The sequence below is a fragment of the Nonomuraea basaltis genome (genome assembly GCF_005893125.1).
GTDB lineage: Bacteria > Actinomycetota > Actinomycetes > Streptosporangiales > Streptosporangiaceae > Nonomuraea > Nonomuraea basaltis.
This window is the reverse complement of the sequence record NZ_VCJS01000030.1, coordinates 43815-67828: the sequence shown is the minus strand read 5'-3', so window position 1 is coordinate 67828 and position 24014 is coordinate 43815. Positions and strand designations below refer to the sequence as shown.

Here is a 24014-nt window from a genome sequence, read left to right as displayed (position 1 = left end):
TTCGAAAGGTGGGAATGGTCAGACGGTGGCGGGAAGACCGCGTGCGAGTACGCGGTCGAGCGCTCGAGTGAGCTCGGCTGGCGATGGGTCACGGAGGACCGCGGCCACGTGGGCATCGGGTCGTACGACCCATACCTCGGCGGCTTCTGCGCCCATGACGCCCGCCAAGGCGGGCGACAGGTCGGCGAACGCATAGGCCTGAACCGGACCCACGGAGCCTTCGCGAGCCTGGCTGAGTACCGACGGCGAACACGCCGCGCCAACGAGCACCGTGATTCCGTCGCGCAGGAGTCGGCGCAGGTGCGTCTCGCCACCGTCGGCGCCGCGCACGGGAAAGTCCGGCATCAGCACACCGGGCGCCGGTGTGGGCATCGTGCCCCTGGCCGGCCGACCGGCGAACGGGCCGCGGGAATCCGGCGTGGTGAGCGGCGAGTCGACGTACCAGAACGGCTCGGCCAGCCGGCCCGAATCGACCCGGGCACGGGCGTCCGTGTCGTGACGCGCAGCTTCGAGAGTCCGCCTGCGGTCCTCCCACTGCTCCTCGGTCTGTGGAACCAGGAAGCGCATGGTCGCTCCGGTGACCTCCAGATTCTCCAGGGCAGCCGCGTGTCGCTCGTGGTGGTAGGTGTCCAGGAGCGACTCAGGCGCCCACCCGTTGAGCACGTAGGCGAGTTTCCATGCGGCGTTCTCGGCGTCCTGCACGCCCGAGTTGAGGCCCCGGGCGCCGAAGGGCGCCACCAGGTGTGCTCCGTCGCCGGCCAGGAGAGCACGACCGACCCGCATGCGGTTCACCACGCGCGAGTGGAAGCGGTACGCCGACTTCCACACGATTTCGTAGTCGCAGTCGCCGATGATCTGGCGAATGCGGGCATCGAGCGCTCCGGTGCGCTCCTCCTCCGCGAGCTCGAAGTTCTCCGGCACCTGCCAGTCGATTCTGAAGGTCGAGTCCGGACATGGATGGATCAACACCTGCCGGCCCGGGTTCCATTGGGGGTCGAAGTAGAACCGCCGCTCGCGCTCCCACCCCGGAAGATCGGTGCGCAGGTCACAGATGAGGAACTGGTCACCAAAGGTGTGCCCCTCGAACGAGAGCCCGAGCATCTCCCGGATGGCATCACCACGGGCTCCAGGGCAGGCCAGCACGTAACTGCCGCGAACCTCGATCTCCCCCGCTCCCGTCTCGCAGGCCACGGTCACGCCCTCGGCGTCCTGCGCGATCGCGATGACGCGGTGGCCCCAGCGCACCTCGATCAGCGGCTGGGCATCGATCTGATCGTCGAGGACCTCCTCGGTGCGACACTGGGAGATGTTCACGAACGGGGGGAACGGCGAGGCGCCGGGGTCCTCGAAATCGATCGTGAACAGCTCATCATCGCGGTAGAACGTGCGCGCCCGGGTCCATGTCACGCCTTCGGCCGCAAGAGTCGCTCCCACGCCGACGCTCTCCCAGATGTCGAGGACGTCACGTTGCTGGCATATCGCCTTGGATCCGACGAGATCGCGAGCGGGGCGGCCGTCGAGTACAACGACGGGGATCCCCCAGCGAGCGAGAAGAAGGGCCGCCGTCTGACCGACGGGCCCGTTTCCGAGGACGAGCACGGGTTGGTGCTGATTCATGGTGTGCGTCCCGTCAGGATTGAAGGAGGTCCCACACCTGGCGGTCGCGCTCGGCGGTCCAAATGAGGGGCCAGTCGGTGCCGGAGAGCTCGTCCCACAACCGCGCGACGTCGAAGGGCAGGCAGTGCTCGAAGATCGGCCAGTGCCCGAACTTCGGCGCCAACGCTGTGTGGGTCGCCTCGAACGCCTCCTTCAGGGTGCCACCACGCTTCTGGACGGTTTCGACGTGCTCGATCATGGTGGTGAGAAAGCCGCGCGTCTGCTCAATCGCCGCGCTGACGGCCTCCGCACCGCGCGCGACAGCCCCACGGCCACCCACCAGTTGTTCGGCTCCGAAGGAAGCAACATTGTCGAGTGTCGCCGCCGCCCAGTCGCGGTGGAACGCGTCTCCGGTGTACAGCGCCGCCTGGGCCTCCACGAGGTCACCGGCGAACAGGATCTTCTGCGAGGGCAACCACGCGACGATGTCGCCGGCGGTGTGGCCGCGCCCGCAGTACTGCAACACGAGGTCACCGCGTTCACCACCGAGATCGATGGTGAACCGGTCGGTGAATGTCACCGTCGGCCAGGTGAGCCCCGGGATCGACTCGGGATCCTTGAACAGGCGAGGCATCCGCCCGAACTCCGACGCCCAGTCCTGTTGGCCACGCTCGGCGATCAGCCGGCGGGTGTTCTCGTGCGCCACGATCACCTCGGCGTCGAACGCGCTTGCACCGAGGACGCGCACTGCATGGTAATGCGACAGGATGAGGTATTTCACGGGCTTGTCCGTGTGCTTCCTGAGCTCCGCTAGCCAGTCTCGTGCTGCGGTCGGCGTCGCCAGCGCCTCGAAACAGACCAGGAAGTCCTCGCCCTCGATGGCGCCGACGTTGGGGTCGCCCTCCGCAGTCAGGGCGTATACCCCTTCTGCGAGCACCTCGAGCGTCTGCTGCTTCGCACTGATGTCCGCCGAGGACGCGAAGGGTTTGCCGGCCATGCCGATCCCATCTGTTCGGGTGACGGCGGGCACCTTGGCACCCGCCGTCCAACTCGTAAAACCTTTTATGGGTTTGACCATAACCACGAGTCTGGGAGGCACAGCCGGCATGCAGATGGGTCGTGCCCGCTAGGTCAAGTTCCCTACCCGCTGAGCCAAGCCCGGAAGCGCACCGTGTTCCTAACGTTGCGGCGACGCTGACCGTGATGGACATCCGGCGTCCTGTCGAAAGGCTCCGCATGAAGAAACAGGTCTTGGCCCTTGCCGCTGCCGCAACGTCAGCTATGCTCCTCGCCGCATGCGGCAGTGGCGGTGGCTCCGCGGACGAACCCATCGTCGTCGGCTCCATCAACGCACTCAGCGGTCCGGCAACATTTCCCGAGGCATCTGCGGCGGCGAAGGCGGTGTTCGACCGGGTCAACGCCACGGGCGGGATCCGCGGACGCAAGATCGAGTACGTCGTCGCTGACGACAAGGCGGACCCGGCGACCGCAACCCAGACGGCGCGAGACATCGTGACCAGCAAGAACGCCGTTGCCATGGTGGGCGGCGCGAGCCTGGTCGACTGTGATGTGAACGGAAAGTTCTACGAGCAGCAGAAGATCATGAGCGTCGTCGGTACCGGGGTCGGGCCGGGATGCTTCAACAGCCCGGTGATGGCCCCGGTCAACGCCGGGCCCTACCTCGACTCGCAGATGACGCTGACGTTCGGCTCGGAAAAGCTGCACGTCAAGAAGATCTGTGCCTTCGTCGCGATCACCGGAGCCTCCAAGCCCGCCTATCAGTCGGCGATCGACGCCTGGACGAAGGCGACCGGCGCGAAGCTGGCCTACATCGACGACACCGTGCCCTACGGCAACGCCGACTACACGCCCCAGGCGGTGAAGGTCAAGGAGGAGGGCTGCGACGCTGTCTTCGCCAACTTCGTCGAACCGGATGCCCTGGGCATGCTCAAGGCCGCGGTAGCCCAGAAGGTCACCGGGATCACGTGGTTGTTCCTGACCTCGGTGTACTCCGAGCAGTTCGCGAAGGCCGCGCCGGCGGGGCAGAAGATTTACGTGCCGGCTGAGTTCCTCCCCTTCACAGACACCAACGCGACAGCGAACAAGGACTGGCGCGAGCTCATGACCAAGCAAGGTCTCGCGCTGACGTCGTTCTCGCAGGGCGGATACCTCGCAGCCACGTACTTCGTCGACGTCCTCAAGGCGATCAAGGGCGACATCGATCGCACGTCGGTGACCGAGGCACTGAAGAAGATGGCGCCGATCGAGAACGCCATGGTCGGCACGCCATACCAGTTCGGGTCGGGCAACAGCCACCAGCCGAACCACGCCGGCTGGCCGATCGTCCTCGACAAGGGCTCGTGGCAGAACGCCGCGGACAACTGGCTCATTGTCGACCAAGGCTGAGTTGAGCAGTCGATGATCTCAGGAGCTCTGAGCGGACTGGCGTTGGGCGGCCTCTACGCCACCATCGCCGTCTGCCTGACCTTGATGGCGCAGCTCATCCGGGTCGTGAACTTCGCCCAGCTCGCGTTGCCCATGTTCGGGACCTACACAGCAGTCACGCTGGCGGACCATGGAATGCCGGCCCTTCCGGCCGTGCTTCTCGGAGTGGCCGTCGCAACGGCGGCCTCCGGCATCCTCGGTGCAGTGCTTGCACACTGGATGCCGGAGGCGGACATCACGCACCGATCCGCAGTCTCTATCGCAGCACTGCTCCTCACGCTGTCAGCGTCGTTCATCGCCTTCGGGACGAAGCCCAAGAACTTCGCGCCGCTCGTTCACGGTGCGGCGGTCGACCTCGGCGGGACGGTGGTCACGTGGATCGCCGTGGTGATGTGCCTGCTGGCCGTCGCGGTCGCGAGTGCTGCGCACCTGGTGCTGCGCAGGACCGATGCCGGAGTACTGCTCCGGGCGCTGTCGGAGCGACCGTCGACAGCAGAGCTGCTGGGGGTCCCCGCCAGGTCTCTGACCGTCGCAGTGTGGTTGTCCACCGGCGTGGTAGCGGGGGTGGCGGTCGCCCTCGTCGCGCCGACCCAGACGAACGACCAGTACTCACTGACGATGCTCGTGGTGCCATCTGCCGCCGCCGCGCTGGTCGGCGCCTTCCGGTCCATCTGGCTCTCAGTCGCGGGCGGTATCGGGCTCGGCATGCTACAGGGCGCCCTCGCCCAGTCGAACCAGCTGTCGGTCCTCAAGTTCTGGATTCCGTTCGCGGTCATCCTCGTGCTCCTGCTGTGGAGCCAGAGAAATCAGGTGTGGGATGTCGCCCGTTGACACCGGTCGCGCCGCGGCCGTTCAGGTGAGACGAGAGTCTCGCGACGCGCAGCCGGGCCGCAATCCGTGGGCGCGGCTCGTCGGTACCTTCGACTTCGGCCAACACCCGCTCATGCCGGCCTCAGGCGCAGTGGTCGCACTGCTCCTCGCGATCGTGGCCAGTCGTGCACTCTCGCCGTACCTCGTCTTTCTGGGCATCACCGTGGTCGCAGCCGCAATCGCCCTGGTCGGCATCGGAGTCGTCTCGGGACGGGCCGGAATGATCTCCTTGTGTCAGCTCTCGTTCGCCGCGGTCGGCGCGGTCGTCGTGGCCCAGCTGAGTATCTGGCAGGCACCCGGCGGGCTCGTCGTGTGGATCGCCGTCGGCGGCATGGCCTCGGGGCTCGTCGGCGTGGTCATCGGCCTCCCAGCTCTCCGGTTGCGCGGTGTCAACCTCGCCGTGGTCACTCTCGGTTTCGCGGCGGCAGCTCGACAGACCCTGGGACTCACCCAGTTCCCGGGGACCAACGACGGGCTCTTCATCAGTCGGCCGAGCGCGGCGGCATCCGACCCGGACTACTTCGTCCTGGCAGCCGCTATCCTCATTGCCTCAGGGGTCCTGGTCGCCTATCTCGGGCGAACGCGCCTCGGTTCGAGCTGGCGCGCCGTGGCCTACTCCGAGCGAGGCACTGCGGCGGCCGGGGTCAACGTGCCCTTCGCCAAGACGTCAGCGTTCGGTCTCAGCGCGCTCCTGGCCGGGATCAGCGGCGGCGTGACCGCGGGACAGGTCGGGGTCCTCTACCCGAGCAGCTTCGAACCGACCGCATCGCTCACGCTGTACGTCCTGGCGGTAGTGGTAGGCGCACAGGCCGTCGTCGCAGCGGTGGTCGGTGGCGTGCTCTGGGTCGGCATTCCTGAACTGCTGCGCATCTGGGGCGTTCCGCAGGACTGGGCCCTGGTGGTGTTCGGGCTCGCCGGCATCCAGGCGGTCGCATCGGGCAACAGCCTCGGGGACAACCTGAGCCGGCTCCGTAGACGCCGGGCTCCAGAGGCAACGCATCTGACCGAACAAGGACCCGTGACCGCAGCACGCGCGTCGACCGCCCACTCCGAGGCGACTCGTCCGCCTCCCCGGACACCGACCGGGCGGTCAGCGACGCATGGGCCAGCCTTGTCGGCTCGCGGCATCACCTTGCGATTCGGTGCGGTGACCGCCCTCGACGATGTCGACCTCGACATACCCACTGGCGCAATCGTCGGGCTGATCGGCCCCAACGGAGCCGGGAAGTCGTCACTGGTCGATGTCCTCACCGGGTTCACCCGTTCCGAGCGCGGAGTGGTCGAGCTCGGTGACCGTGACGTGACCGGCCTGCGGCCGACGCCGCGGGCACGGGCAGGTCTGCGTCGCACATTCCAGCAGGATCGGGTTCCGCCGGGCCTCCGAGTGGGCGCCTACGTGCGCATGGTCGCCCACGGGCGTCCTGATCGTGCGGCGATCGATGAGACGCTCGAGCACTTCGAGTGCCCGCAGGCGCATTCCCTCCTTTCCGACGTCGACCTGGCCACACGCCGCCTTGTGGAGGTGGCCGCGCACGTGTTGAGTGGTCCTCGGGTGCTCCTGCTCGACGAGCCCGCCGCGGGCCTGTCGCACGAGGAACACATCCGCTTCGGGCGCCACCTCCAGGCGGTCCCCGAACGATTCGGCACGGCGGTCCTCCTGATCGAGCACGACCTGGACATGGTCCGATCGGTCTGCACGTCACTCGTCGTCCTCGACTTCGGACGCGTGATCTCTGCCGGGACGCCAGACGTCGTCCTCAATGACCCGAAGGTGATGCGGGCCTACCTCGGGGAGGAGTCAACATGAGCGAGCTCACGCTGAAGCAGGTCTGCGTCGACCGGGCAGGTGGCCGCGTCGTCACCGACGTGTCCCTCACCGTCCGACGGGGTGAGGTGACGACACTCATCGGCCCGAACGGAGCCGGGAAGACATCCCTGCTCGAGGCCGTCTCCGGACTGGTCGACGTCGCGCGGGGTTCCATCACCTGCGACGGCCAGGAGATCACCCGGCATAGCAAGGTCGGTCGACGGGGACTGGGGATCGTGCACGTCGAGCAGGGCCGCACAGTGTTCGGCTCCCTGACGGTGACCGAGAACCTTCGCGTCGCCACGCGCTCATCCGCGGACATCAAGCGCGCCTTCGAGCTGTTCCCCGAGCTCCGCAAGCGTCATGACAGCGCGGCGACCCTCCTGTCCGGCGGAGAGCAGCAGATGCTCGTGCTCGCACGCGCGCTCGTCACCCGACCCCGCTTCCTCCTGGTCGACGAGATGTCGCTGGGACTGGCCCCTGCGGTCTTCAGGCGGCTCCTGCCACTCGTGAAGGACTTCGCCGCGGACGGTATGGGCGTGTTGCTGGTCGAACAGTTCGCACAGCTCGCTCTCGGAATCTCGACCGAGGCGGCCGTCATCACCGGAGGCCGGCTGACCTACCGGGGTCCGGCATCAGTTCTGGTGGAAGACCCCGAACGGCTCCAACGCACGTATCTGGGGACGGATCATTGATCGGATGCTGTTGGTGATCTTCGGGGTGGTCTGGGGATCTCGGGTTTGCGGGTGCCTGGCTGGCAGGAGTCGACCGCGCTCGCGCAACGGACGACGCTCCAGCACAGCCACATTCGCCAGAGTACACGAACGATCACTTATCGTAGCATACGGTGCATCATCGACACCGCCCACGATCATTTACTCCCTAGCAAGATCACTTACAATACTTCAGGGGTGATCGTGGGAACTTGTCTCACCGTGCAGGATTTTTAGCACGCAGGAGCAAGTTGCGCCAGACTGTGTCGCCGGTCACATCGAGGGTGCAAAGTGGACTCGAGCAATCAGACCGGGAGGATTCATGACGGTGGATTCAACACCGCGCTCACGACATGAAGTCGAGAGCTACCTCACCTCGGACTTCCACGAGTGGCGAACGCACGTTTCCAAGAGCTTCGTTCCGCTGGAGGTGCAGACCGACCGGCCCGACTCTTTCCATGGGCAACTGCGCGCCAAGCGCATCGACCGGCTCGCCATGTTCGACATCCGCGTCAGTCAGCACTCGGTGTTCCGAACCCCGGAACTGGTAACGAATTCGAGTCGCGACTACTACAAGCTCTCGATGCAGCTACGCGGCAGCAGCTTGTTGCTCCAGGACGGCAAGGAAGCGCTGCTCACCCCCGGCGACATCTCCCTCTACGACACGACGAGGCCGTACACACTCATATCGGACGACAACATGCGGCACATCGTCTTGATGTTCCCCCGCTCCTCGATCGACCTGCCCACCGCGGACCTGGGCGAGCTGACGGCAACCAGACTGCCGGCGAACCGCGCGATGTGCCAGGTGATCAGTCCGTTCCTGCTCCGGATGGCGAAGAACTTCGAGTCGCTGAACGGCGGCGCTGCATTGCGGCTCGCACATACCACGATCGACCTGGTCACCACTCTGTTCGCGAACGAGCTCGACGTCGGGCTGGAAGGGACGAACGAGCCTCGGCGAAGGCTGCTGAACCAGATCAAGAACTTCATCGAGGCGAACCTCGACGACGAATCGCTCACGCCGCCTCAGATCGCCGCCGCGCACTACATCTCGGTGCGGCAGCTGCACCAGCTGTTCAGCACGGAGGGCATGAGCGTGTCGTCCTGGATCCGCACGCGTCGCCTGGAGCATTGTCGTCGGATGCTTGTCGACCCGGTGCACGCAGGCCGGTCCGTGTCCGAGATCGGAGCGCGCTGGGGTCTGCCTGATGCTCCGCACTTCTCCCGCGTGTTCAAGATCGCCTACGGCGTCTCACCGCGTCAGTTCCGTTCGGCGGGAATGCCAGCCACCTGACCGAAGCTCCAGGTGGCTGACTCTGGCGGGCCCGGCCTGTCTCAGCCGGCTTCCTCGGCGAGGATGAAGTCGGCGGCGCGCTCACCCACCAGGCAGGCAGGCGCATTGGTGTTGCCGCTGGTGATCCGGGGGAACACCGACGCGTCCGCGACGCGAAGCCCGCGCAACCCGTGGACCCGCAGGGTAGCGGGGTCAACCACCGCATCAGGTCCCGTGCCCATGGCGCACGTGCCGCACTGGTGGTGGTAGGTGATCACCGTTCTGCGCGCATAGTCGGCGAGCGCCTCGTCGGTCTCGACGCCAGGGCCGGGGTAGATCTCACGTGCACCCCATTCGGTGGCCAGAGCGGGCTGCTGACCGATCTCGCGGCACTTGCGCAGCGAGGCAACGAGCGTCTGGAGGTCATTGTCCACGTCGAACACGTTGAGGTCGATGGCGATCGGGTCATCGGCGCCCGGTCCGGTCAGCGTGACCGAGCCGCGGCTCTCCGGCCGGACGAGGCCGGCCATGAGCGAGAAGCCCGAATCAGGGCCGCTCATCCATTCTTCGGAGTACATCGGCACACTGAAGTTGAGCGGCTGGGTGTCGGGAGAGTCCAACCCCTCGCGGCTGCGCCAGAAATGATGGGTCTGGGCTGCCGCCAGACCGGGGGTCGGAGGACCGACTTCGCGCGCTGTCGTCTCGAAGATCACGGGCGACAGCAGATGGTCCTGCAAGTTGCGTCCGACGCCCGGCAGGTCGAGGATCGTGTCGACACCCAGGTCCCGAAGCTCCGCGGCCGGCCCGATTCCGCTGCGCAACAGGACGCGCGGAGAGTCGAGGGCCCCGGCGCACAGGACCGTCTCGGCGGCGTATGCCTCCATGGCGATGCCCTCCACGTCGACCTCGACGCCGACAACGGCCCCGTCCTCGACGATCAGCCGATTCACGCGGGCACCGGTGACGATCTTGAGGTTGTTCCGGTCCCGTACGGGCTTCAGGTAGGCCTTGTAGGTGTTCCAGCGCTCGGCCCCCCGAATGTTGAACTGCATCTTCGCGACGCCGTCCAGCGTGCCGGAGTTGTAATCCGGATTGACCGCAAGGCCCGCCTGCACCGAGGCGTCGAGGATCGACTGCTGGACGGGATCCAGCTGGTAGTCGACGGTCACGTCGAGGAGCCCGGAAGTGCCGCGAGCACCGGCCGGCTGGCCGTCGTAGGCCTCAATTCGGCCGAAGACCGGCGCTACATCGGCCCAGCCCCACCCGCTCGCTCCCAACTTCTCCCAGTGCGCGAAGTCCTCGTCGCAGCCCCGCACCCAGATCGCGGCGTTCAGCGCATGGGACCCGCCCAGCACCTTGCCGCGGGGAAGGTGAAGCAACCGGTTCGCCGCATTCTTCTGGGGCACGGTGTAGTAGCCCCAGTCCTGGGGGCTCAACCAGAGCTCGGCGAGGCGGAGGACATCGTGGAGCGCAGGGTTGGAATCCTCGCCACCGGCCTCGAACAGAAGCACGTCACGTCCCGCGTCCACGAGTCGGCGAGCAAGGATGGCGCCCGCGGAGCCGGCTCCGACAACGATCACATCGGCCTGCAGCGTCATGGCGAGTTCTCCCGGTCAGGTCGTTTGCCTGCGCCCGGTCGTTCGACCGAGCCTGCGCTCATTCTGAGAGTGCTCAGACAGTGCCGGAAAGAGCCACATTTGGACTGTTCGCACTACGCCAAGAGTCGTTCACATCGGGCCAAGTCAACGACCACCATGCGCTTCGAGAATCGAGATGGACATCGATCCTCGAACGGATCCCTTTCAGGCCGCGCACGTGCGGACGCCCCGGAGGCAAACCATGATCACGGCCTGCTTGGTCGGCCTGAACCCGACCGCCATCTCGGGGATCTCCACCATCGAGACCGACGCGTGAGCGTGACCTGGCCGACCACCGTGCCGGGGCGGGTGGTCCAGCTCCTGCTCGGCCTGATCGTGACGTCGGCGGGGATCTGGCTGACCATCCGCGCCAATCTTGGTGTCGCCAGCTGGGAGGTCCTGCACATCGCATTGGCGCAGCGCCTCGGCATCGGCATCGGCACGGCCTCCATCGCGATCGGCAGCCTCCTTGTCGCGATCGTCGCCGCTCTCGGCCTCTTTCCCGGCATCGGCACGATCCTCAACGTGCTGGTAATCGGGACCTGTCTCAACCTCTTGCTCGCGACCCCGGTGCTCGCGTCGATGGGGACCGCCAGTGTGGCCGAGCGGCTGGGAGTGCTGGTTGTCGGCATCGCGGTCTTCGCGATCGGGTGCGCGATCTACGTCGGAGCACATCTCGGTTCGGGACCACGTGACGGCCTCATGCTCGCCATCCATCTCCGGCTCCCGCTGGGTGTCGGTGGTGCTCGCGTTCTGTCGGAGGGAATCGGACTCGTGATCGGCTGGTCGCTCGGGGGCCCGGCTGGTGTGGGGACGTTGCTGTTCGTGGTAGCGGCCGGCCCCATGGTGGCGCTGGCATTCAGATTCCTGGGCCTCCAACCACTGGCAGAGACCAGACCCGTTCCGCGGGCGCCATGATCGCGCAACCGAGCAAGGTGACGGGTGACGCCTGCGAAGGTTTGCAGTGCTGGCAAGCTGATCCCATGACCACGGACAAGAGCGAGTCGCCGCCGCCGATCGACGACCTCGACTTCCAGTCGTTCGTGAGGTTCGCCCTCGACCGCGCCGGCCAACTGGAGCCTCCGGTTGACACCGAAGCTGCTGCACTCGTCCTGACCCTGCACCGTGCGGCGAGCACCGTCGTTTACGACCTCGAATCGTCCGTGCACAGACCGCATGGCTGGAGCTGGGCCGGTTTCCGGTTGATGTTTGCTCTGTGGATCGTGGGCACGATGGACGCCAAGGATGCCGCTCGGATCGCGGGCATGAGTCGCCAGGCCGCGTCGAGCCAGGCCAACACCCTTGAGCGCGAAGGCCTGCTCCGCCGTACCAAGTCGCCGCACGACGGTCGCGCGGTCGCCTTCGCCCTCACCAAAGCAGGGCAGAAAGCCATCGCGGACACCTACCACGAGCACAACATCCGCGAACGCATGTGGGCGGAGCTCCTGACACCCGAAGAGCGCGCTGCCCTCACCTCGGCTCTGGGCAAGCTGCTCGACTCGGCGCCGCACCTCGAGGTACGGCGCCGGGACTGAGCCGTAACCACGTCGACCAGATCCAGGCGTGTTCAGGAGCTACGCCACGGCCACATCAGTGGTTCGCCCCGACCAGCGGTTCGTCGGCGACTGCGGGGTGTGCCCACGTGACGATGCGGCTGGAGCGGCCGAACAGCCAGATCGCGAGCCAGCCGATTCCCACGGCCAGGGTGACGAGTCCGAGGTCCAGCGCCGCCTCGGGCACGAAGGCTCGCAGCGACACGGGTACAGCGCCGACGGCGTACAGGACCAGCGGTGTGGTGGGGACCTCGCGGGACCGGAGCATGGCCGCGACGAAGGCAAGGGTTCCCAAGAGGAACAGGATGGATGCCGCGGTCAGTGCGATGCCGAGCGTGCCGTCGAGGAGCGCATCAATCGTGTGGTCCGGGAGGTCGTTGAAGACGAGATTGATGACGAACTCCACGCCGACCAGCGCGGACAGGGCGAATGCGTTCAGCAGGAAGGCGACCAGGCCGAAGGTGCCGGCGCGGCGACCGAAGGCGAGGTAGAGGGCGGTGACAAGGGCCAGCGCCAGAATCTGGGCGAGCGGGGCGACCAGTTGGGTGAGGGCAGAGGTCGGGATGACCTCTGCGCGCTTGGCGGCATTGATGAGCAGGACGACGGCGCTTCCGCAGCCAGCGGCTGCGGCGATGCGATAGAGCGTCGTAGGGACGGGATGGGACATGGCTTTCTCCAACGGATTTCGATGGTTGACGGCTCCCGGCCGGCGGCCGGGGGGCTTGTGGAACGAGGACTCAGTCAGGTGCGTCGACGACCTCCACCGAGATCAACGTGGCGCCGAGGTCGCGCACCTTGGCGAGCAGGCCGTGGAGTGCTGCTTGGTCGGGTACGAGACCGCGCAGGGTGGTCGTCCCGTCGTTCTCGTGGGTGAGGGTCAGATCGTCGAACCATGCGGTCCAGTGGTCGTCGAGGTGTCCGTCGATCCGGAGCTCGTAGCGGGCGGGCGCCTGTCCTCTGCTGCCCTGGTCGCTCATCGGGACTTCACGACCGGATTTGCGGACCGGCGGGCCGGCTGCCGACGGATGAACCACTCGGCGACGGCAAGGTTGATCGTCCAGCCCGCGCCCTGCAGAAGTGCCTCGCTGAGGTCGCTCGCCCCGAGGATCGTCTCCCCGATGCCGAGGGTGAACACCTGGGTGCCGGCGCCCAGGGCGAGGGCGTAGGCGCGGGTCATCCACGCGCGGTGCCGGGCGACGTCGCGCCGCCTGATGGCGAGGACGCCGAGGACGAGGCTCGTGGCCATGCCCGATCCGGCCAGCAGCCGGAACGCGAAGAGCAGGTCACCGCCTTCAGCGCGGGGATAGAACAGCGTCAACCACAGCGCGGACAGCGCAACGACCATGCCGGCGAGGACGAGGAGGCGTCCGGAGGCCAGGTGCCAGCCGGCTCTGCGGCGGCGGAGCCCGGCGGAGAACTGGAGGGCGCCGAGGACGGCGTACACGATGACGCTGACGATGTGCGCGACCAGCGGCACGGGTGAGGGGTCGTTGACACGGGGAGGCAGCAGATGCGGGCCGCCCGACAGTTCGACGAGTCGTGCCGAGCCGGCCAGGATCGGGACCAGGCTGAGCGCGACCAGCGCGGCAGGTGCCCGCCAGGTCGACACGCGGCGCCGGCCCGGCCGCAAAGACTGGGCCGGAGCCATCTTCTTGCCAGAGGTTGGACCGTGCTCGGGTCGGTGTCCCGCGAAGGACGCGGTTCGGGACGTCACTCGGCACCGGCCGCGTCGACCCGCGCTCTGGGGACGCTTTGCACGGACTCATGGGAGGTGCCGCGCTGCTCGCGCCAGAGCGAGTACCCGAGGCCGGCCAGGGCCAGTCCGACGGGGAATGCGAGCAGCCGGTCGAGTGCGTGCGGGAGAAGAGGCACCAGGAGTGTGGCCACGGCTCCGACCGCGAGCAGCAGGGCAGCCCACCGCGCGAGGATGCGGGCCCGGAAGAGCGCGACACCGAACAGCAGACCGCCGAGCAGGTAGCCGACCGCCGCCACCAGATTGGCCACCTGCAGGGGCCCGACGCCGCCGGTGACGGCAGCGCCGGTGAAGGTCGCGAGGAAGTCATCGACGTACTGGGGCGCCTGATCCGCGAGCGGCGGCAGGACGAACACCTCGACGAAGGTGACCGCAAACGTGAGCACGAAACAGGCTCCGAACAGCACGAACCCGACCAGGCCCAGCACACCGGTCTCCGTCACCTGGCGGAGGTACAGCCCGGTGAGCCCGACCAGCAGCAGGACGGACATCGCCATGGTCAGGAGCGCGGTAACGGTCCAGGCGGTCGTAGTGACCGTTGCGACGTCCTCGTGGGGATGGATGAGCTGGATGAGGATGTACAGCAGACCTGCCACCACGACCGCCAGGCCGGCCGCACGGGTGAGTCTGGTGGTGGTAACGGACATGACGCTTCCCTCGCTTCGAGTCGCCGTGGCCAGGTGCCGCGGATGACTTGGAATCTAGGAAGCAAGGTGGTGACCGGGCATCCCCACACGATGTGATTGACGTGGTGAGAGCGGCGGGAGGACGGAGCCGCCCGGAGGCGGGCGGGCTAGAGCAGGCCACGCTCCCGGGCGCGGCTCACAGCCGCCGGGCGGCTGTTGACGTCGAGCTTGGTGAAGATGTGCTTGGTGTGGCTGCGAAAGGTGTTGAGCGAGACGAATAGCTCGCGGGCGATCTCCGGCCCGCTGAGGGTGCTGTTGAGCAGTCTGAGCACCTGCAGCTCGCGCTCGCTCAACCCCACTGCCGACGGTGGTGTCACCTGGTCCGAGGCGTCTTCGCTCGGCGTGCGGGCGCGGAGCATGCGACGAGCATGATCGCCGAGCCGGCCGCGTTCGTCGGCGGCGTGCAGCAGCGAGACCATGGGCTCACCCTCATCGAGGAGAAGCCGGCCGTAGCCCCCCGGTTCGGGTGTCTGGCCCAGGGCTCGCTCCAGCGCGTCGAGCGCGCGGGCCAGGTCGCCCTGGGCCTGGTGTGCGAGCGCTTGCAGCATGGCGATCTCGAGGAGACTCCCCGATCGTGCGGACTGTGTGGCGGCCTCGTGCAGCCGGCCCAACAAGCCGACCGCCTCGCGGATGGTGCCGGCGTCCGGGTGGCTGCGGTGCTGCGCGATCAGCAGCCGCACCAGAGTGAGGTGGTCGAACTCGCGGAGGTAGCTGAGGTCGTCCATGGCGGGCAGGCCGCGTTCGCGGGCCCAGTCGGCAGCCTCCGAGAGCTTGCCCTGGGTGATCCGGATGCGCGCCCTCATCGCCGCGATCGGCCGTACGTCGGGGAAGAAGCCGCGCACGTAGAGCCGCTCAGCCTGGTCCAGTAGGGAGATGGCTCCGTCCGGGTCGCCGTCCGCTTCCCGGATCCGCGCCATCGCCAGGAACCACCGGTGCCGGTTCTCCGTCATCTCGGCCCGCTCCCCGAGCGCCTTGGCGGTCTCGAGGTGTTGGGTCGCGCCTGCGAGGTTGCCCAGCTCACGGTCGAGCTCGCTCAGACCGACATGGAGGTCCGCTGTCGGGAGCGGCAGGGCTGTGCCGTCGGCGTCGCCGTGGGCAGTGGCCTCTCGCAACGCAGCCTCGTAAAGCCCGCGTGCCCGGTCAGGTCGTCCAGCCGCGAGCCACATGTCCGCCAGGACGATCGTGCCGCTCAGCGCGTCGGCAAGATTCCCGGCAGCGCGCAGGCTCCGCACAGCCTCGGAGAACGTCCGCAGCCCTGGCTCGATCTCGCCGTTCGCCCAAGCTGCGAGCCCGAGGAACCCCGCGGCGGCACCACGGGAGAGGTGGGCGCCCGGCCCGGCCATCTCGAGCGCTCGCTGCGCGTGCTGCGCCGTACCTGCTGCGTCGCCGCGGGCTTGCGCGAGCGAGGCGCGGTAGATGGCCAGGGTCATCGGAAGGGTGCGGAGCTCCTCGTTGTCGGCGTCCGGGGTACTGCCGGCGGCGAGTGCCCGTTCGGCGTCGTCCAGGCGGTCTTCGACCGCGTCGAGGTCACCCGAGACCATCAGCCGCCAGCCGTAGAAGACGCTGAGTACGGCGCTGCGCCGGACCACGTCGTCGGGGAGTGCGGCGAGCCAGCCGAGGAGCATCGTGTCCTGCCGGTTGCGGCGCATCGCGGGCAGGGCCAGCTCCATCAGGTGGGCCGCGTGATCGAAGTCCTGGGCAGCCAGGGCGTGCCGCACGGCGTCCTCGGCGAGATCATGGCGCTCGTACCAGTCGCTCGCGCGCCTGTGCAGCACCGGGATCAGTTCGGGTTCCTCGCTGCGCAGGCGCGCGCGGAGCATGTCGGCGAACAGGTGGTGGTAGCGGGACCACTCCCGTTGGTCGTCGAGGGCGATGACGAAGAGGTTGCCGCGATCGAGGTTCTCCAGCATCGCGGCACTGTCGGTCCGTACGGTGACGGCGTCGCACAGCGGCGCGGCGAGGCGGTCGAGGACGGCGGTGTGCAGCAAGAACGCGCGGACGTGCGAGGGCTGGTGCTGCAGCACCTCGTCGACGAGGTAGTCCAGGACGAAGCGGTTGCTGCCGGTGAACGCTCCGATGAATCCGGAGACGTCGACATGGCCGCGCAGCGAGAGGGCGACCAGCTGGAGTCCGGCGATCCAGCCTTCGGTGCGGGTCTCGAGTGCGTCGACGTCCGGGGTGGAGAGGCCGAGGCCCATGACCTGGTTGAGGAAGCTCATCGCCTCGTCCGGTGTGAAGCGCAGGTCGGCGGCGCGCAGCTCGACCAACTCGTCACGGGTCCGCAGGCGGGACAGTGGTAGCGGCGGATCCGAGCGGCTCGCGACCACCAGGTGCAGTTGCGGGGGCAGATGGTCGAGCAGGAACGTCATCGCCTCGTGCACCGGCTGGGCGTCGATCACGTGGTAGTCGTCGAGCACGAGCACGATCTGCCCGGCGGTCTGCGCCACGTCGTTGATCAGTGCGGTCAGGGACGCCTCGACCGGGAGCGCGAGCGTGCCGTGGAGGAGGCCGAGCGCCTCGCAGCCGAGGTCCTCCTCCAGCCCCTGCAACGCGGCCACGAGGTGGGTCAGCAGACGCGGAAGGTCGTTGTCGCCGTCGTCCAGCGACAGCCAGGCGACCCGCGTCGCGAGCTGACGTCGCGTGGTGTGCTCGATCCAGTCGGTGACCAACGTCGTCTTGCCGAAGCCGGCGGGCGCCGAGATGAGTGTCAGCCTCCGGCCGGGATCCAGCGCAGCGTCCAGCCGGTCGATAAGCCGCGGCCGAGCAACCAGTTGAGGGCGTCTTGCCGGCGCAAACACCTTGGTGGCCAGCACCGTCGTAGGCATCTCCCGACTATCCCTCAGTTCGGTGTTTCCTGCTGGCTACGAAAGCTCATTGGGGACCTGGCACCCAGCGGGCTGCCCGTGTGGATCGCCGATGTCGAACCGGGCTCGGTGACCTGACCGCCGCCCGCGCACACGTGCTGGGCGCGCTGTACGCCGCCGCCCGCGGCCTGCCCACCCTGGCCGATGGCGGCTACGACGGCGCAGGCATCGGCGTCCATGTCCCCGCGTGCAGCTGGGCGGCACGCGGGACGTGACGTTCGGGGGGCGGCTTACGGCTTGGGCGTCACCGCGATGATGCGGGCGGCCTCCTGCGGAGTGATCAGTCCCGACGCCACCAATTCGGCGCTCTTCTTGGCGACGTGGGCGATGAGCCGGGCACCGGAGTACTTCTCGTCCTCGATGAGGTCCTCGATCGTGCACCCGTCGGATCGGTAGCGGTTGGCGACGCCGCTGTCGCGGTCCTTCACCCGCACCGTGCGCGACAGGTCGGAGCGGGGGCAGCCGTCCGGTGGCGGGGTGTACCGCAGCAGGCGAGCACCACCCTGGACGGCGCCGGCGGCGTCCTTGGTTCCGCTGCGGAACCAGATGTTGCCCGAGCCGTCCTGCGAGCTCCGGTAGACGCCGGAGTCGCGCGCGACCGTGAACTTCATCGACAGCGGGTCGATGCGGAACAGGCGTCCGTCGAGCGAGGCGTAGACGTGCTCGTCGGGGTTGACGTGCAGCTCGTCCTGGACGCCGCTGTATCCGGCGGGGAGCTTCACCCGGCGTACCACCTGGGCGGTGGCGGGGTCGACAATGAACAGCGCGCCGTCGGCGAGCCCCCACAGCAGCCCGTCTGGCCCCTTGACCAGCGAGGTGATCGAGCTCGCTCCGGGTACGGGGGTGTGTTCGTCCCGCTTGATGCCGGTCGCGAGGTCGTAGGTGAACAGCTTTGCCTCGGTCGCCTTGGGTGAGGTGCCGCCGCCGCCGTTGACGGAGGTGCCGCCCCAGAGCGTGTCGCCCAGCACGGTCAGGGAGTTCACGGCCTGGTCGGCGACCGGAGCGCGTAGCACGGTGTGTTCTCCTGTGCTCTCGTCGTAGACGGTGAGCGCGCCGCCCCACAACCCGTAGTCGGGGGTGCTGCCGATGTAGATCTTGCTCCCGGCGGAGGCGAAGGCCACTGGGCGGTTCTGCCCGTCGCCGATCAAGCGGAACAGTTCGCGCGGGTTCGTGCCGCTCACGAACGGCTTGGCCGGGTCGTAGTACATGATCGCGCCGTTGGGGTATGTGCCGAGGTAGAGCTTGCCGTCCTTCCAGAACCATCCGTCGGTCTGCGCTGCGCGGCCGAGCTGGGTGACCTGGCCGGTGGCCGGGTCCAGGACGGCGACGTTGCCGTTGATGTAGAGGTTGGTGTAAATCCTGCCGTCCGGCCCGGCGGTGACGTTGTTGATGTCGATGGGCTGGTACGGGAAGGGCAGCTTGAAGCGCTGTACGGCGCCGGTGCGCGGGTCGTAGGAGAAGGCGGCGGCGTTGTAGTTGCCGATCGCGGCGTAAAGCGTTCCGTCGACGAAGCCCCAGCCGACAGCGGCGCCGCCCGCGATCACCGGGCCCGGCACCTGCTCGGGCCGGTTGGCGGCCAGATCGTAGCGCCACAGCTCGGTGCCCGAGGTGAAGTAGACATAGCCGTCCTTGGCCACCTTGGTGGTGCCGCGCGAGCTCATCGTGAACCCGTCGGCCAGCACGGCTCCCGAATCCGGGTCGAGCACAAGCGCCTGGCCCTTGCTGCGCTTGACGAACAGCTTGCCGGCCACGAGGTTGATGCCATAGGGGTAGTTGGGGTCGCCGCGCAGGGCCTCGGGCCAGATGTCGCGCTTGTCGCCGCTGTTCAGGTCCATCCTGATCAGGTGCCCGGCGGAGCCGACGGCCGCCCAGAGCAGCTGCCTGTCGGGGTCGATCGCGATGTCGACGACGTACTGCTGGCCCTCGAACATCGCGCCCAGATCACGGAAGCCCTCGGCCGGGGAGTAGGAGAAGGCGCGCGCGCCGGGGTAGGTGCCGCCATAGACGGTGCCGTTCTTGTTGGCCTGCAGGCCGTAGGCGTAGAGCTCACCAGGCACCACCTGACCGAGGTCGGTCGCCTCGTCGCTGCCCGGCTTGAAGGAGTACAGGTGACCGTTCGGGTAGGTGCCGGCGTAGACGGTGCCGTCATCGGTCTGGGTGATGCCCCAGCCGCCCGACGAGCCGGGCAGCTGCACGGTGTCGCGCAGCTCGCGGGTCACCGGGTCCACTTCGGCCACGACGCCGGGTGTGCCCATCTGGATGCTGAAGACGGCCGGCCGCCCGCCCTGGCCGGTGCCGAAGTAGCCCTCGAACACGGTGAGCGCGGTCGACTGCACGCCGAAGTCGGTCACGGTTCCCTGGGCTGGGGAGGCGGCTAAGAGGGCGGACAACAGGACGGAGAGGATGCGCATCAATGCTCCGGGAAGGATTACGGTCGTGGACGGAAAGCCAAATTCGCCAGATTTTTGGTTCAATGCGAGATAACGGCCCGGACCGTAAAAAGTCAATGACCTGGCGGCGTTCTTCCGCTTCGCATCCGTACGCCAATCGAGAGCGCTGGTAGCGCAAACCGCGTTGATCTTGGCCGGTCGCACCTCTGCGTGCCGACGCGGTTCTCACTGGACGCGATCGATTGCGAGCAGGATCATCCCCGCCAGCAGCGGGAAATCCCCTTGAGGCCAGTGCTGTGATCCGAGAGGATCAGCAGCCGGATGAACCTCTTTCGCAACCGTGATTTCAACATCTTCCTGTCCGTTCAGGCCCTGTCGGTGGCCGGTGACTCGTTCTCGACGCTCGCCATCCCGCTGCTGATCCTGCATGCGACCGGCTCCGTCGTGCAGATGGGCGTCCTCACCGGTCTGTCCGGTGCCGCATCACTCGTGGCCGGGGTGTTCGCCGGATACCTCGCCGATCGCCTGGACCGTCGCCGCCTGCTCATCGGCTGCGACCTCGCCCGCGCCGCGCTCTACGGCGCCATCCCGATCGTCTGGATCTCCGGCCCGCAGATCTGGCTGCTGTACGTGATCGTCCCCCTGGGCGCCGCCCTGGGCATGTTGTTCCAGGTCACGTACGTCACGGTGGTGCCCAGCCTGGTCGAACCAGGTCAGATCACCCAGGCCAACGGCCGCCTGTACGCCATCTACGCCGCGGGCAGCATCGGTGGTCCCGCACTGGTCGGGGTGATCTCCAAGGCATACGGCCCGGTGGTCGCGATCGGCATCGACGCCGCGACCTTCGTGGTGTCCGCGCTCGGCATCCTGCTGATCCGGCTACGCCCGGCCACAGCGCCGGAAGACCGGGGCGGCCTGCTCGAAGGCGCCAGGTTCCTGTGGCGGCAGCCGGTGCTGCGCTCGCTGACGATCCTGCTGACCTTCTTCATCTTCCTGACCGCAGGGGTGGACGACATCGTCATCTACCACCTCAAGCACGACCTCGCCCAGAACGACGACGCCATCGGCCTGGTCCTCGCCTGCGCGGCCGTCGGCACCATCCTGGGCGCCCCGCTGATCGCCCGCATCCGCAAGGCGATCGGATTCGGTCACACCTGGGTGACCGCCACCACGCTGTCCGGCCTGGCGATGGGCTGCATCGGGCTGGCCACCGGCGTGCCTTCGATCGCCGTCCTCATGGCGCTGTTCGTGTTCGGTACGGCTGTCGCCGGAATCTGCTCCCAGTCCTTCCGCCAAGAGGTCACCCCCAGCCACCTCCTGGGCAGGGTCACCGCCGCCTTCTGGACCATCCACTACGCACTGGGCCCTGCCGGCGCCGCCCTCCTCACTCTCGGCGCCTCCGAACTCGGCGTCGCCACCGTGGCGGTCATCGCCGGAGCCGGCTGCGTCCTGGTATCACTGTCCGGCCTCCTCACCCCGATCCGCCGCCCCCTCCCGTCCGGCTGAGGCGAGCCGGGCGCTGCGGGCCTCGCGGAAGGGGTAGCGGTGCGCGATGCGTAGCCGGAGTACGCCTCAGCTGACGCTTGGCGGCGGTCTGTGCGGGCCGCGTCCATGCCTCGACGCCCGGCGGGGCGGCCGCCGCCGAGGAACGGTTCACTGCTCGATCCTCGTGGCAGACGCGGTAGCCGCGTAGCCCGCCAACATGTCCGCCACCTCTCTGGGGCGGCTGAGTGCGACGCAGTGGCCGCCCGCGATCTCGTCGGGGACGATACCCAGGCGCTCGGGCACCAGCCGGCGAAAGAAGTCGGGCGGGAAGAAGCGGTCCTCGCTGCAGAGCACGAACCTCGTCGGCACGTTCGGCCACGCATCCAACGGCCACGGAGCGGCCGATGCGGCCCTGGACGGATGGTCGCGCTCCTTGCCCATCGCCTCCTCGGCCAGCTCCCGGGGTACATCGTGGTAGAAGCTCACGAATGGATCCGCGCTGCCGGTCAAACCGCCATCGCGCTTGGCCTGCTCCTCCACCGCGCTCTGGCAGCCGGTGTTGGCCCACCACTCATCCGGCGTCTCACCCGGCGACGGGATCATGCCGGCCAGGAGGACCAGCACATCGACGGGCAGCCGATCGGCGACCAACGGGGCGGTGAACGCGCCGAACGAGTGGCCCACGACGACCAGGTCCTGCTTGTCACCGACGGCCTCGACCACGGCGTCGGCGTAGTCCGCCAGGGTCTTCGACTCGTCATCACCCGGAAGGTCGGGAGCCAGCACGTCGTGCCCACGCGCTCGTAGCTCGGCCTCCACCAGGTGCCAGGACCATCCGACGTCTCCTCCGCCGTGGATCAACACGAATGTGCTCATTGGACTCTCCCTTGATTCGCGAGGTAGGTCGAGCCCCAGACGACGTAGACGATCGCCAGGGCGGCCCCGACAAGCAGGAGAGGGCTTCGAGCTTTTGTCGGTGCAACAGTGGTTACTGTCATGCCAGCCACGCTAGGAGCCAGGCGCCATCGTGAAAAGCGATTGTTTTCGATCAATTCGATCGCTAGAAGCGATGACTGGGGTGCGCTGGGACCCGTGACCGATCTCGAACTGAGGCACCTGGCCGCGATGGCCGCTGTCGCCGAGGAGGGCTCGTTCGGCCGGGCGGCGGCCCGCCTCGGCTACACCCAGTCGACCGTGAGCCGGCAGATCGCCGCGCTCTGGTCGTCGGGGTGGTCGGTCAGCAGGGCCACGATGCCGTCGTCGTCTTGGTCGAAGACGGCCGGCTCGGTCAGGACGCACTGGCCGGAGCCGACGCAGAGGCCGGTGTCCGCTTTGATGCGCATCATGTCCTGCTCACCAGGTGACCGGGAGTTCGTGAACGCCGTAGATGACGGCGTCGGTCTTGAACGGCAGGTCCTCGGCCGGTGCGGCGAGCCGCAGGGTGGGGATGCGGCGGAACAGCGTGTCGAAGAGGATCTGCAGCTCCATCCGGGCCAGGTTCTGGCCGAGGCACTGGTGCGGGCCGAATCCGAAGGCGAGGTGGTGGCGGGCCCCGCGCTCGACATCCAGTTCGGCCGGATCCTTGAACGCCGCCGGGTCCCAGTTGGCCGACAGGGCCGAGACGATGACGCCCTCGCCGGCCGTGATGCTCACCCCGCCGATCTCCACGTCTTCGGTGGCCAGCCGGGAGGTGACCCCGTCGGCGATGGTGAAGTAGCGCAGCAGTTCCTCCACGGCCATGGGCGTCCTGCCCGGGTCGGCCTTGACCAGGGCCAGTTGCTCCGGATGGGAGAGCAGCCCGACCACGCCGAGCGAGATCATGTTCGCGGTGGTCTCGTGTCCGGCGGTCAGCAGCAGGAAGGCCAGGCTCACCAGGCCCGCGTGGTCGAGGGTGCCCTGCCGGCGTTGCCGGGCGATCTGCCGGCCGAACAGGTCGTCGCCGGGTTCGGACTCCTTGCGGGTGACCAGGTCGTCGATGTAGGCGCGCAGTTCGGCGAAGGCTCGCCGGCGGTCTTCCAGCGAGGTCCGGCGCACCATCATGGTGGTGCGGCTTTGGAAGAAGTCGTGGTCGGTGTAGGGGACGCCGAGCAGTTCGCAGATCACCAGGGAGGGCACCGGCAGGGACAGCGCCTGCACCAGGTCGACCGGCCGCCGGTCGGCGGCGAGCATGTCGTCGATGAAGTGGTCGACGATGTCCTGGATCCGCGGGCGCAGCGCGGCCAGCCGCTTCACGGTGAACTCGCCGATCATCGGACGGCGGGCCGCGGAGTGTTCCGCGCCGTCCATGCCGAGCATCAACGGCGGCTGGCTGCGGAGCTGCTGCAGTGTCGCCGCATCGAGGGTGAAGAGCGGGAAGCCGTCCTTGCGCTTGTCGGAGGAGAAGCGGCCGTCGGCGAGGACGGCACGGGCCTCCTCATGCCCGGACACCCACCACGCCTCGCCGCCGCTGGTCAGGCGGACCTTGCTGATCGGCGCCTGCTCGCGCAGTCGCTCGTAGGCGGCGGGCGGGGCGAACGGGCAGCCACGCTCGACCGGCAGTTCCAGGCCGGCGAGTTCGCCGGCAACGCTCTTCGTCATGAATAACCTCCTGGTAATGGATCTGGCCGAGATTTGTTCTGCTTGCCGGCGACCTCGGCAGCGTGATCGCACCGCCATCATCGGGCTCCCGACCTGCCGGACCGTCCTGCGCAGGACGAGAGCCTCTTGTGCCACCGTCAGGTCCAAGTCGCTCCGAGGCTGCGGGCCGGCTCGTCACCGTGTTGATCGCAGGGTGGTGGCGGTGTGTCGGCTGCCAGGGGAGCCTGAGCGGCCATGTCTCGAAGAGGACGTTTGCGTGCTTTACGTGGTGACGGGACCGGACCAGTACGCGCTTCTGACGATGAGCAGATGTCTTCGCTCTGGGTGCTCCGTACGGTCGCGATATCGTGATCACGGCGCGG

General features: G+C 67.8%; 20 protein-coding genes and 2 pseudogenes. 10 read left to right on the top strand and 12 right to left on the bottom strand.

What is annotated here, in order from left to right; genetic code table 11:
- Positions 1–18 precede the first annotated feature (18 nt).
- Positions 19–1617, bottom strand: coding sequence for an FAD-dependent monooxygenase (locus EJK15_RS16800; RefSeq protein WP_138711359.1), 1599 nt, complete (start codon positions 1615–1617; stop codon positions 19–21).
- A gap of 13 nt (positions 1618–1630) precedes the next feature.
- Entirely contained in the window at positions 1631–2593 is a 963-nt protein-coding gene (locus EJK15_RS16795; RefSeq protein WP_138711389.1) for an MBL fold metallo-hydrolase, read from the bottom strand.
- 284 nt (positions 2594–2877) lie between these two features.
- Between EJK15_RS16795 and EJK15_RS16790 the strand changes: the two genes are divergently transcribed.
- The 5 genes from EJK15_RS16790 to EJK15_RS16770 all read left to right on the top strand — a co-directional run bounded on the left by EJK15_RS16790 (position 2878) and on the right by EJK15_RS16770 (position 8728).
- The gene (locus tag EJK15_RS16790) at positions 2878–4002 is read left to right on the top strand and encodes an ABC transporter substrate-binding protein (RefSeq protein WP_206060907.1); all 1125 of its coding nucleotides are present in this window, start codon (positions 2878–2880) and stop codon (positions 4000–4002) included.
- A 12-nt stretch (positions 4003–4014) separates the two neighbouring features.
- Positions 4015–4872, top strand: a complete 858-nt coding sequence (locus EJK15_RS16785) for a branched-chain amino acid ABC transporter permease (RefSeq protein WP_138711357.1) — start codon at positions 4015–4017, stop codon at positions 4870–4872.
- Positions 4873–4897: 25 nt separating this feature from the next.
- Entirely contained in the window at positions 4898–6718 is a 1821-nt protein-coding gene (locus EJK15_RS16780; RefSeq protein ID WP_240777020.1) for a branched-chain amino acid ABC transporter ATP-binding protein/permease, read from the top strand.
- Entirely contained in the window at positions 6715–7413 is a 699-nt protein-coding gene (locus tag EJK15_RS16775) for an ABC transporter ATP-binding protein (protein ID WP_138711356.1), read from the top strand. The genes EJK15_RS16780 and EJK15_RS16775 overlap by 4 nt, the downstream gene beginning before the upstream one ends.
- Positions 7414–7753: 340 nt before the next feature.
- Complete coding sequence (locus tag EJK15_RS16770) at positions 7754–8728, top strand: AraC-like ligand-binding domain-containing protein (RefSeq protein ID WP_138711355.1); 975 nt, start codon at positions 7754–7756, stop codon at positions 8726–8728.
- Positions 8729–8769: 41 nt separating this feature from the next.
- Here EJK15_RS16770 and EJK15_RS16765 read toward each other — a convergent pair whose 3' ends face one another.
- A complete protein-coding gene (locus EJK15_RS16765) occupies positions 8770–10305 on the bottom strand; it encodes a GMC family oxidoreductase (RefSeq protein WP_138711354.1) in 1536 nt (511 codons plus the stop codon).
- A gap of 312 nt (positions 10306–10617) precedes the next feature.
- On the opposite strand from EJK15_RS16765, the gene EJK15_RS16760 reads away from it, so the two are divergent.
- Positions 10618–11262: a YczE/YyaS/YitT family protein gene (locus tag EJK15_RS16760; RefSeq protein ID WP_138711353.1), complete on the top strand. Its 645-nt coding sequence runs from the start codon at positions 10618–10620 to the stop codon at positions 11260–11262.
- Positions 11259–11879 (top strand): MarR family winged helix-turn-helix transcriptional regulator, encoded by a 621-nt coding sequence (locus EJK15_RS16755; RefSeq protein WP_206060906.1) that lies wholly within the window; start codon positions 11259–11261, stop codon positions 11877–11879. Before EJK15_RS16760 ends, EJK15_RS16755 begins: the two co-directional genes overlap by 4 nt.
- Positions 11880–11934: 55 nt before the next feature.
- On the opposite strand, the gene EJK15_RS16750 is transcribed toward EJK15_RS16755, so the two are convergent.
- From EJK15_RS16750 to EJK15_RS16730, 5 genes are all read right to left on the bottom strand, one after another.
- Positions 11935–12564 (bottom strand): hypothetical protein, encoded by a 630-nt coding sequence (locus EJK15_RS16750; protein ID WP_206060905.1) that lies wholly within the window; start codon positions 12562–12564, stop codon positions 11935–11937.
- A 70-nt stretch (positions 12565–12634) separates the two neighbouring features.
- Positions 12635–12874: a hypothetical protein gene (locus tag EJK15_RS16745; RefSeq protein WP_138711352.1), complete on the bottom strand. Its 240-nt coding sequence runs from the start codon at positions 12872–12874 to the stop codon at positions 12635–12637.
- A complete protein-coding gene (locus tag EJK15_RS16740; RefSeq protein WP_138711351.1) occupies positions 12871–13545 on the bottom strand; it encodes a DUF2306 domain-containing protein in 675 nt (224 codons plus the stop codon). The genes EJK15_RS16745 and EJK15_RS16740 overlap by 4 nt, the downstream gene beginning before the upstream one ends.
- A 62-nt stretch (positions 13546–13607) precedes the next feature.
- Entirely contained in the window at positions 13608–14297 is a 690-nt protein-coding gene (locus EJK15_RS16735) for a hypothetical protein (RefSeq protein ID WP_138711350.1), read from the bottom strand.
- Between the two features lie 146 nt (positions 14298–14443).
- Positions 14444–17161, bottom strand: a complete 2718-nt coding sequence (locus EJK15_RS16730) for a winged helix-turn-helix domain-containing protein (protein ID WP_138711349.1) — start codon at positions 17159–17161, stop codon at positions 14444–14446.
- 63 nt (positions 17162–17224) lie between these two features.
- Here EJK15_RS16730 and EJK15_RS16725 point away from each other — a divergent pair.
- Positions 17225–17385 (top strand): annotated as a pseudogene (locus tag EJK15_RS16725) (IS5/IS1182 family transposase); the annotation flags it as partial.
- A 45-nt stretch (positions 17386–17430) separates the two neighbouring features.
- Here the strand turns inward: EJK15_RS16725 and EJK15_RS16720 are convergent.
- Positions 17431–19611, bottom strand: a complete 2181-nt coding sequence (locus EJK15_RS16720) for a hypothetical protein (protein WP_138711348.1) — start codon at positions 19609–19611, stop codon at positions 17431–17433.
- 300 nt (positions 19612–19911) lie between these two features.
- Between EJK15_RS16720 and EJK15_RS16715 the strand changes: the two genes are divergently transcribed.
- A complete protein-coding gene (locus EJK15_RS16715) occupies positions 19912–21096 on the top strand; it encodes an MFS transporter (protein ID WP_138711347.1) in 1185 nt (394 codons plus the stop codon).
- Between the two features lie 147 nt (positions 21097–21243).
- Here the strand turns inward: EJK15_RS16715 and EJK15_RS16710 are convergent, their stop codons facing one another.
- The gene (locus EJK15_RS16710) at positions 21244–21951 is read right to left on the bottom strand and encodes an alpha/beta hydrolase (protein ID WP_138711346.1); all 708 of its coding nucleotides are present in this window, start codon (positions 21949–21951) and stop codon (positions 21244–21246) included.
- 120 nt (positions 21952–22071) lie between these two features.
- Here EJK15_RS16710 and EJK15_RS77565 point away from each other — a divergent pair.
- A pseudogene (locus EJK15_RS77565) lies at positions 22072–22242 on the top strand (hypothetical protein); the annotation flags it as partial.
- 11 nt (positions 22243–22253) lie between these two features.
- Here EJK15_RS77565 and EJK15_RS16695 read toward each other — a convergent pair.
- Together EJK15_RS16695 and EJK15_RS16690 are read right to left on the bottom strand one after the other, a co-directional pair.
- A complete protein-coding gene (locus EJK15_RS16695; protein WP_420847058.1) occupies positions 22254–22421 on the bottom strand; it encodes a ferredoxin in 168 nt (55 codons plus the stop codon).
- Positions 22422–22428: 7 nt separating this feature from the next.
- A complete protein-coding gene (locus EJK15_RS16690; RefSeq protein ID WP_138711345.1) occupies positions 22429–23652 on the bottom strand; it encodes a cytochrome P450 in 1224 nt (407 codons plus the stop codon).
- Between the last annotated feature and the right edge of the window lie 362 nt (positions 23653–24014).

Excerpts from the sequence above, each read along its gene's own strand:
- EJK15_RS16790 (WP_206060907.1), top strand. The coding sequence starts at position 2,878 with ATGCTCCTCGCCGCATGCGGCAGTGGCGGTGGCTCCGCGGACGAACCC.
- EJK15_RS16765 (WP_138711354.1), bottom strand. The coding sequence starts at position 10,305 with ATGACGCTGCAGGCCGATGTGATCGTTGTCGGAGCCGGCTCCGCGGGC.
- EJK15_RS16730 (WP_138711349.1), bottom strand. The coding sequence starts at position 17,161 with ATGCCTACGACGGTGCTGGCCACCAAGGTGTTTGCGCCGGCAAGACGC.
- EJK15_RS16715 (WP_138711347.1), top strand. The coding sequence starts at position 19,912 with ATGAACCTCTTTCGCAACCGTGATTTCAACATCTTCCTGTCCGTTCAG.
- EJK15_RS16690 (WP_138711345.1), bottom strand. The coding sequence starts at position 23,652 with ATGACGAAGAGCGTTGCCGGCGAACTCGCCGGCCTGGAACTGCCGGTC.
- EJK15_RS16695 (WP_420847058.1), bottom strand. The coding sequence starts at position 22,421 with ATGATGCGCATCAAAGCGGACACCGGCCTCTGCGTCGGCTCCGGCCAG.
- EJK15_RS16710 (WP_138711346.1), bottom strand. The coding sequence starts at position 21,951 with ATGAGCACATTCGTGTTGATCCACGGCGGAGGAGACGTCGGATGGTCC.
- EJK15_RS16770 (WP_138711355.1), top strand. The coding sequence starts at position 7,754 with ATGACGGTGGATTCAACACCGCGCTCACGACATGAAGTCGAGAGCTAC.
- EJK15_RS16800 (WP_138711359.1), bottom strand. The coding sequence starts at position 1,617 with ATGAATCAGCACCAACCCGTGCTCGTCCTCGGAAACGGGCCCGTCGGT.
- EJK15_RS16740 (WP_138711351.1), bottom strand. The coding sequence starts at position 13,545 with ATGGCTCCGGCCCAGTCTTTGCGGCCGGGCCGGCGCCGCGTGTCGACC.
- EJK15_RS16755 (WP_206060906.1), top strand. The coding sequence starts at position 11,259 with ATGATCGCGCAACCGAGCAAGGTGACGGGTGACGCCTGCGAAGGTTTG.
- EJK15_RS16795 (WP_138711389.1), bottom strand. The coding sequence starts at position 2,593 with ATGGCCGGCAAACCCTTCGCGTCCTCGGCGGACATCAGTGCGAAGCAG.
- EJK15_RS16745 (WP_138711352.1), bottom strand. The coding sequence starts at position 12,874 with ATGAGCGACCAGGGCAGCAGAGGACAGGCGCCCGCCCGCTACGAGCTC.
- EJK15_RS16750 (WP_206060905.1), bottom strand. The coding sequence starts at position 12,564 with ATGTCCCATCCCGTCCCTACGACGCTCTATCGCATCGCCGCAGCCGCT.
- EJK15_RS16735 (WP_138711350.1), bottom strand. The coding sequence starts at position 14,297 with ATGTCCGTTACCACCACCAGACTCACCCGTGCGGCCGGCCTGGCGGTC.
- EJK15_RS16775 (WP_138711356.1), top strand. The coding sequence starts at position 6,715 with ATGAGCGAGCTCACGCTGAAGCAGGTCTGCGTCGACCGGGCAGGTGGC.
- EJK15_RS16720 (WP_138711348.1), bottom strand. The coding sequence starts at position 19,611 with ATGCGCATCCTCTCCGTCCTGTTGTCCGCCCTCTTAGCCGCCTCCCCA.
- EJK15_RS16785 (WP_138711357.1), top strand. The coding sequence starts at position 4,015 with ATGATCTCAGGAGCTCTGAGCGGACTGGCGTTGGGCGGCCTCTACGCC.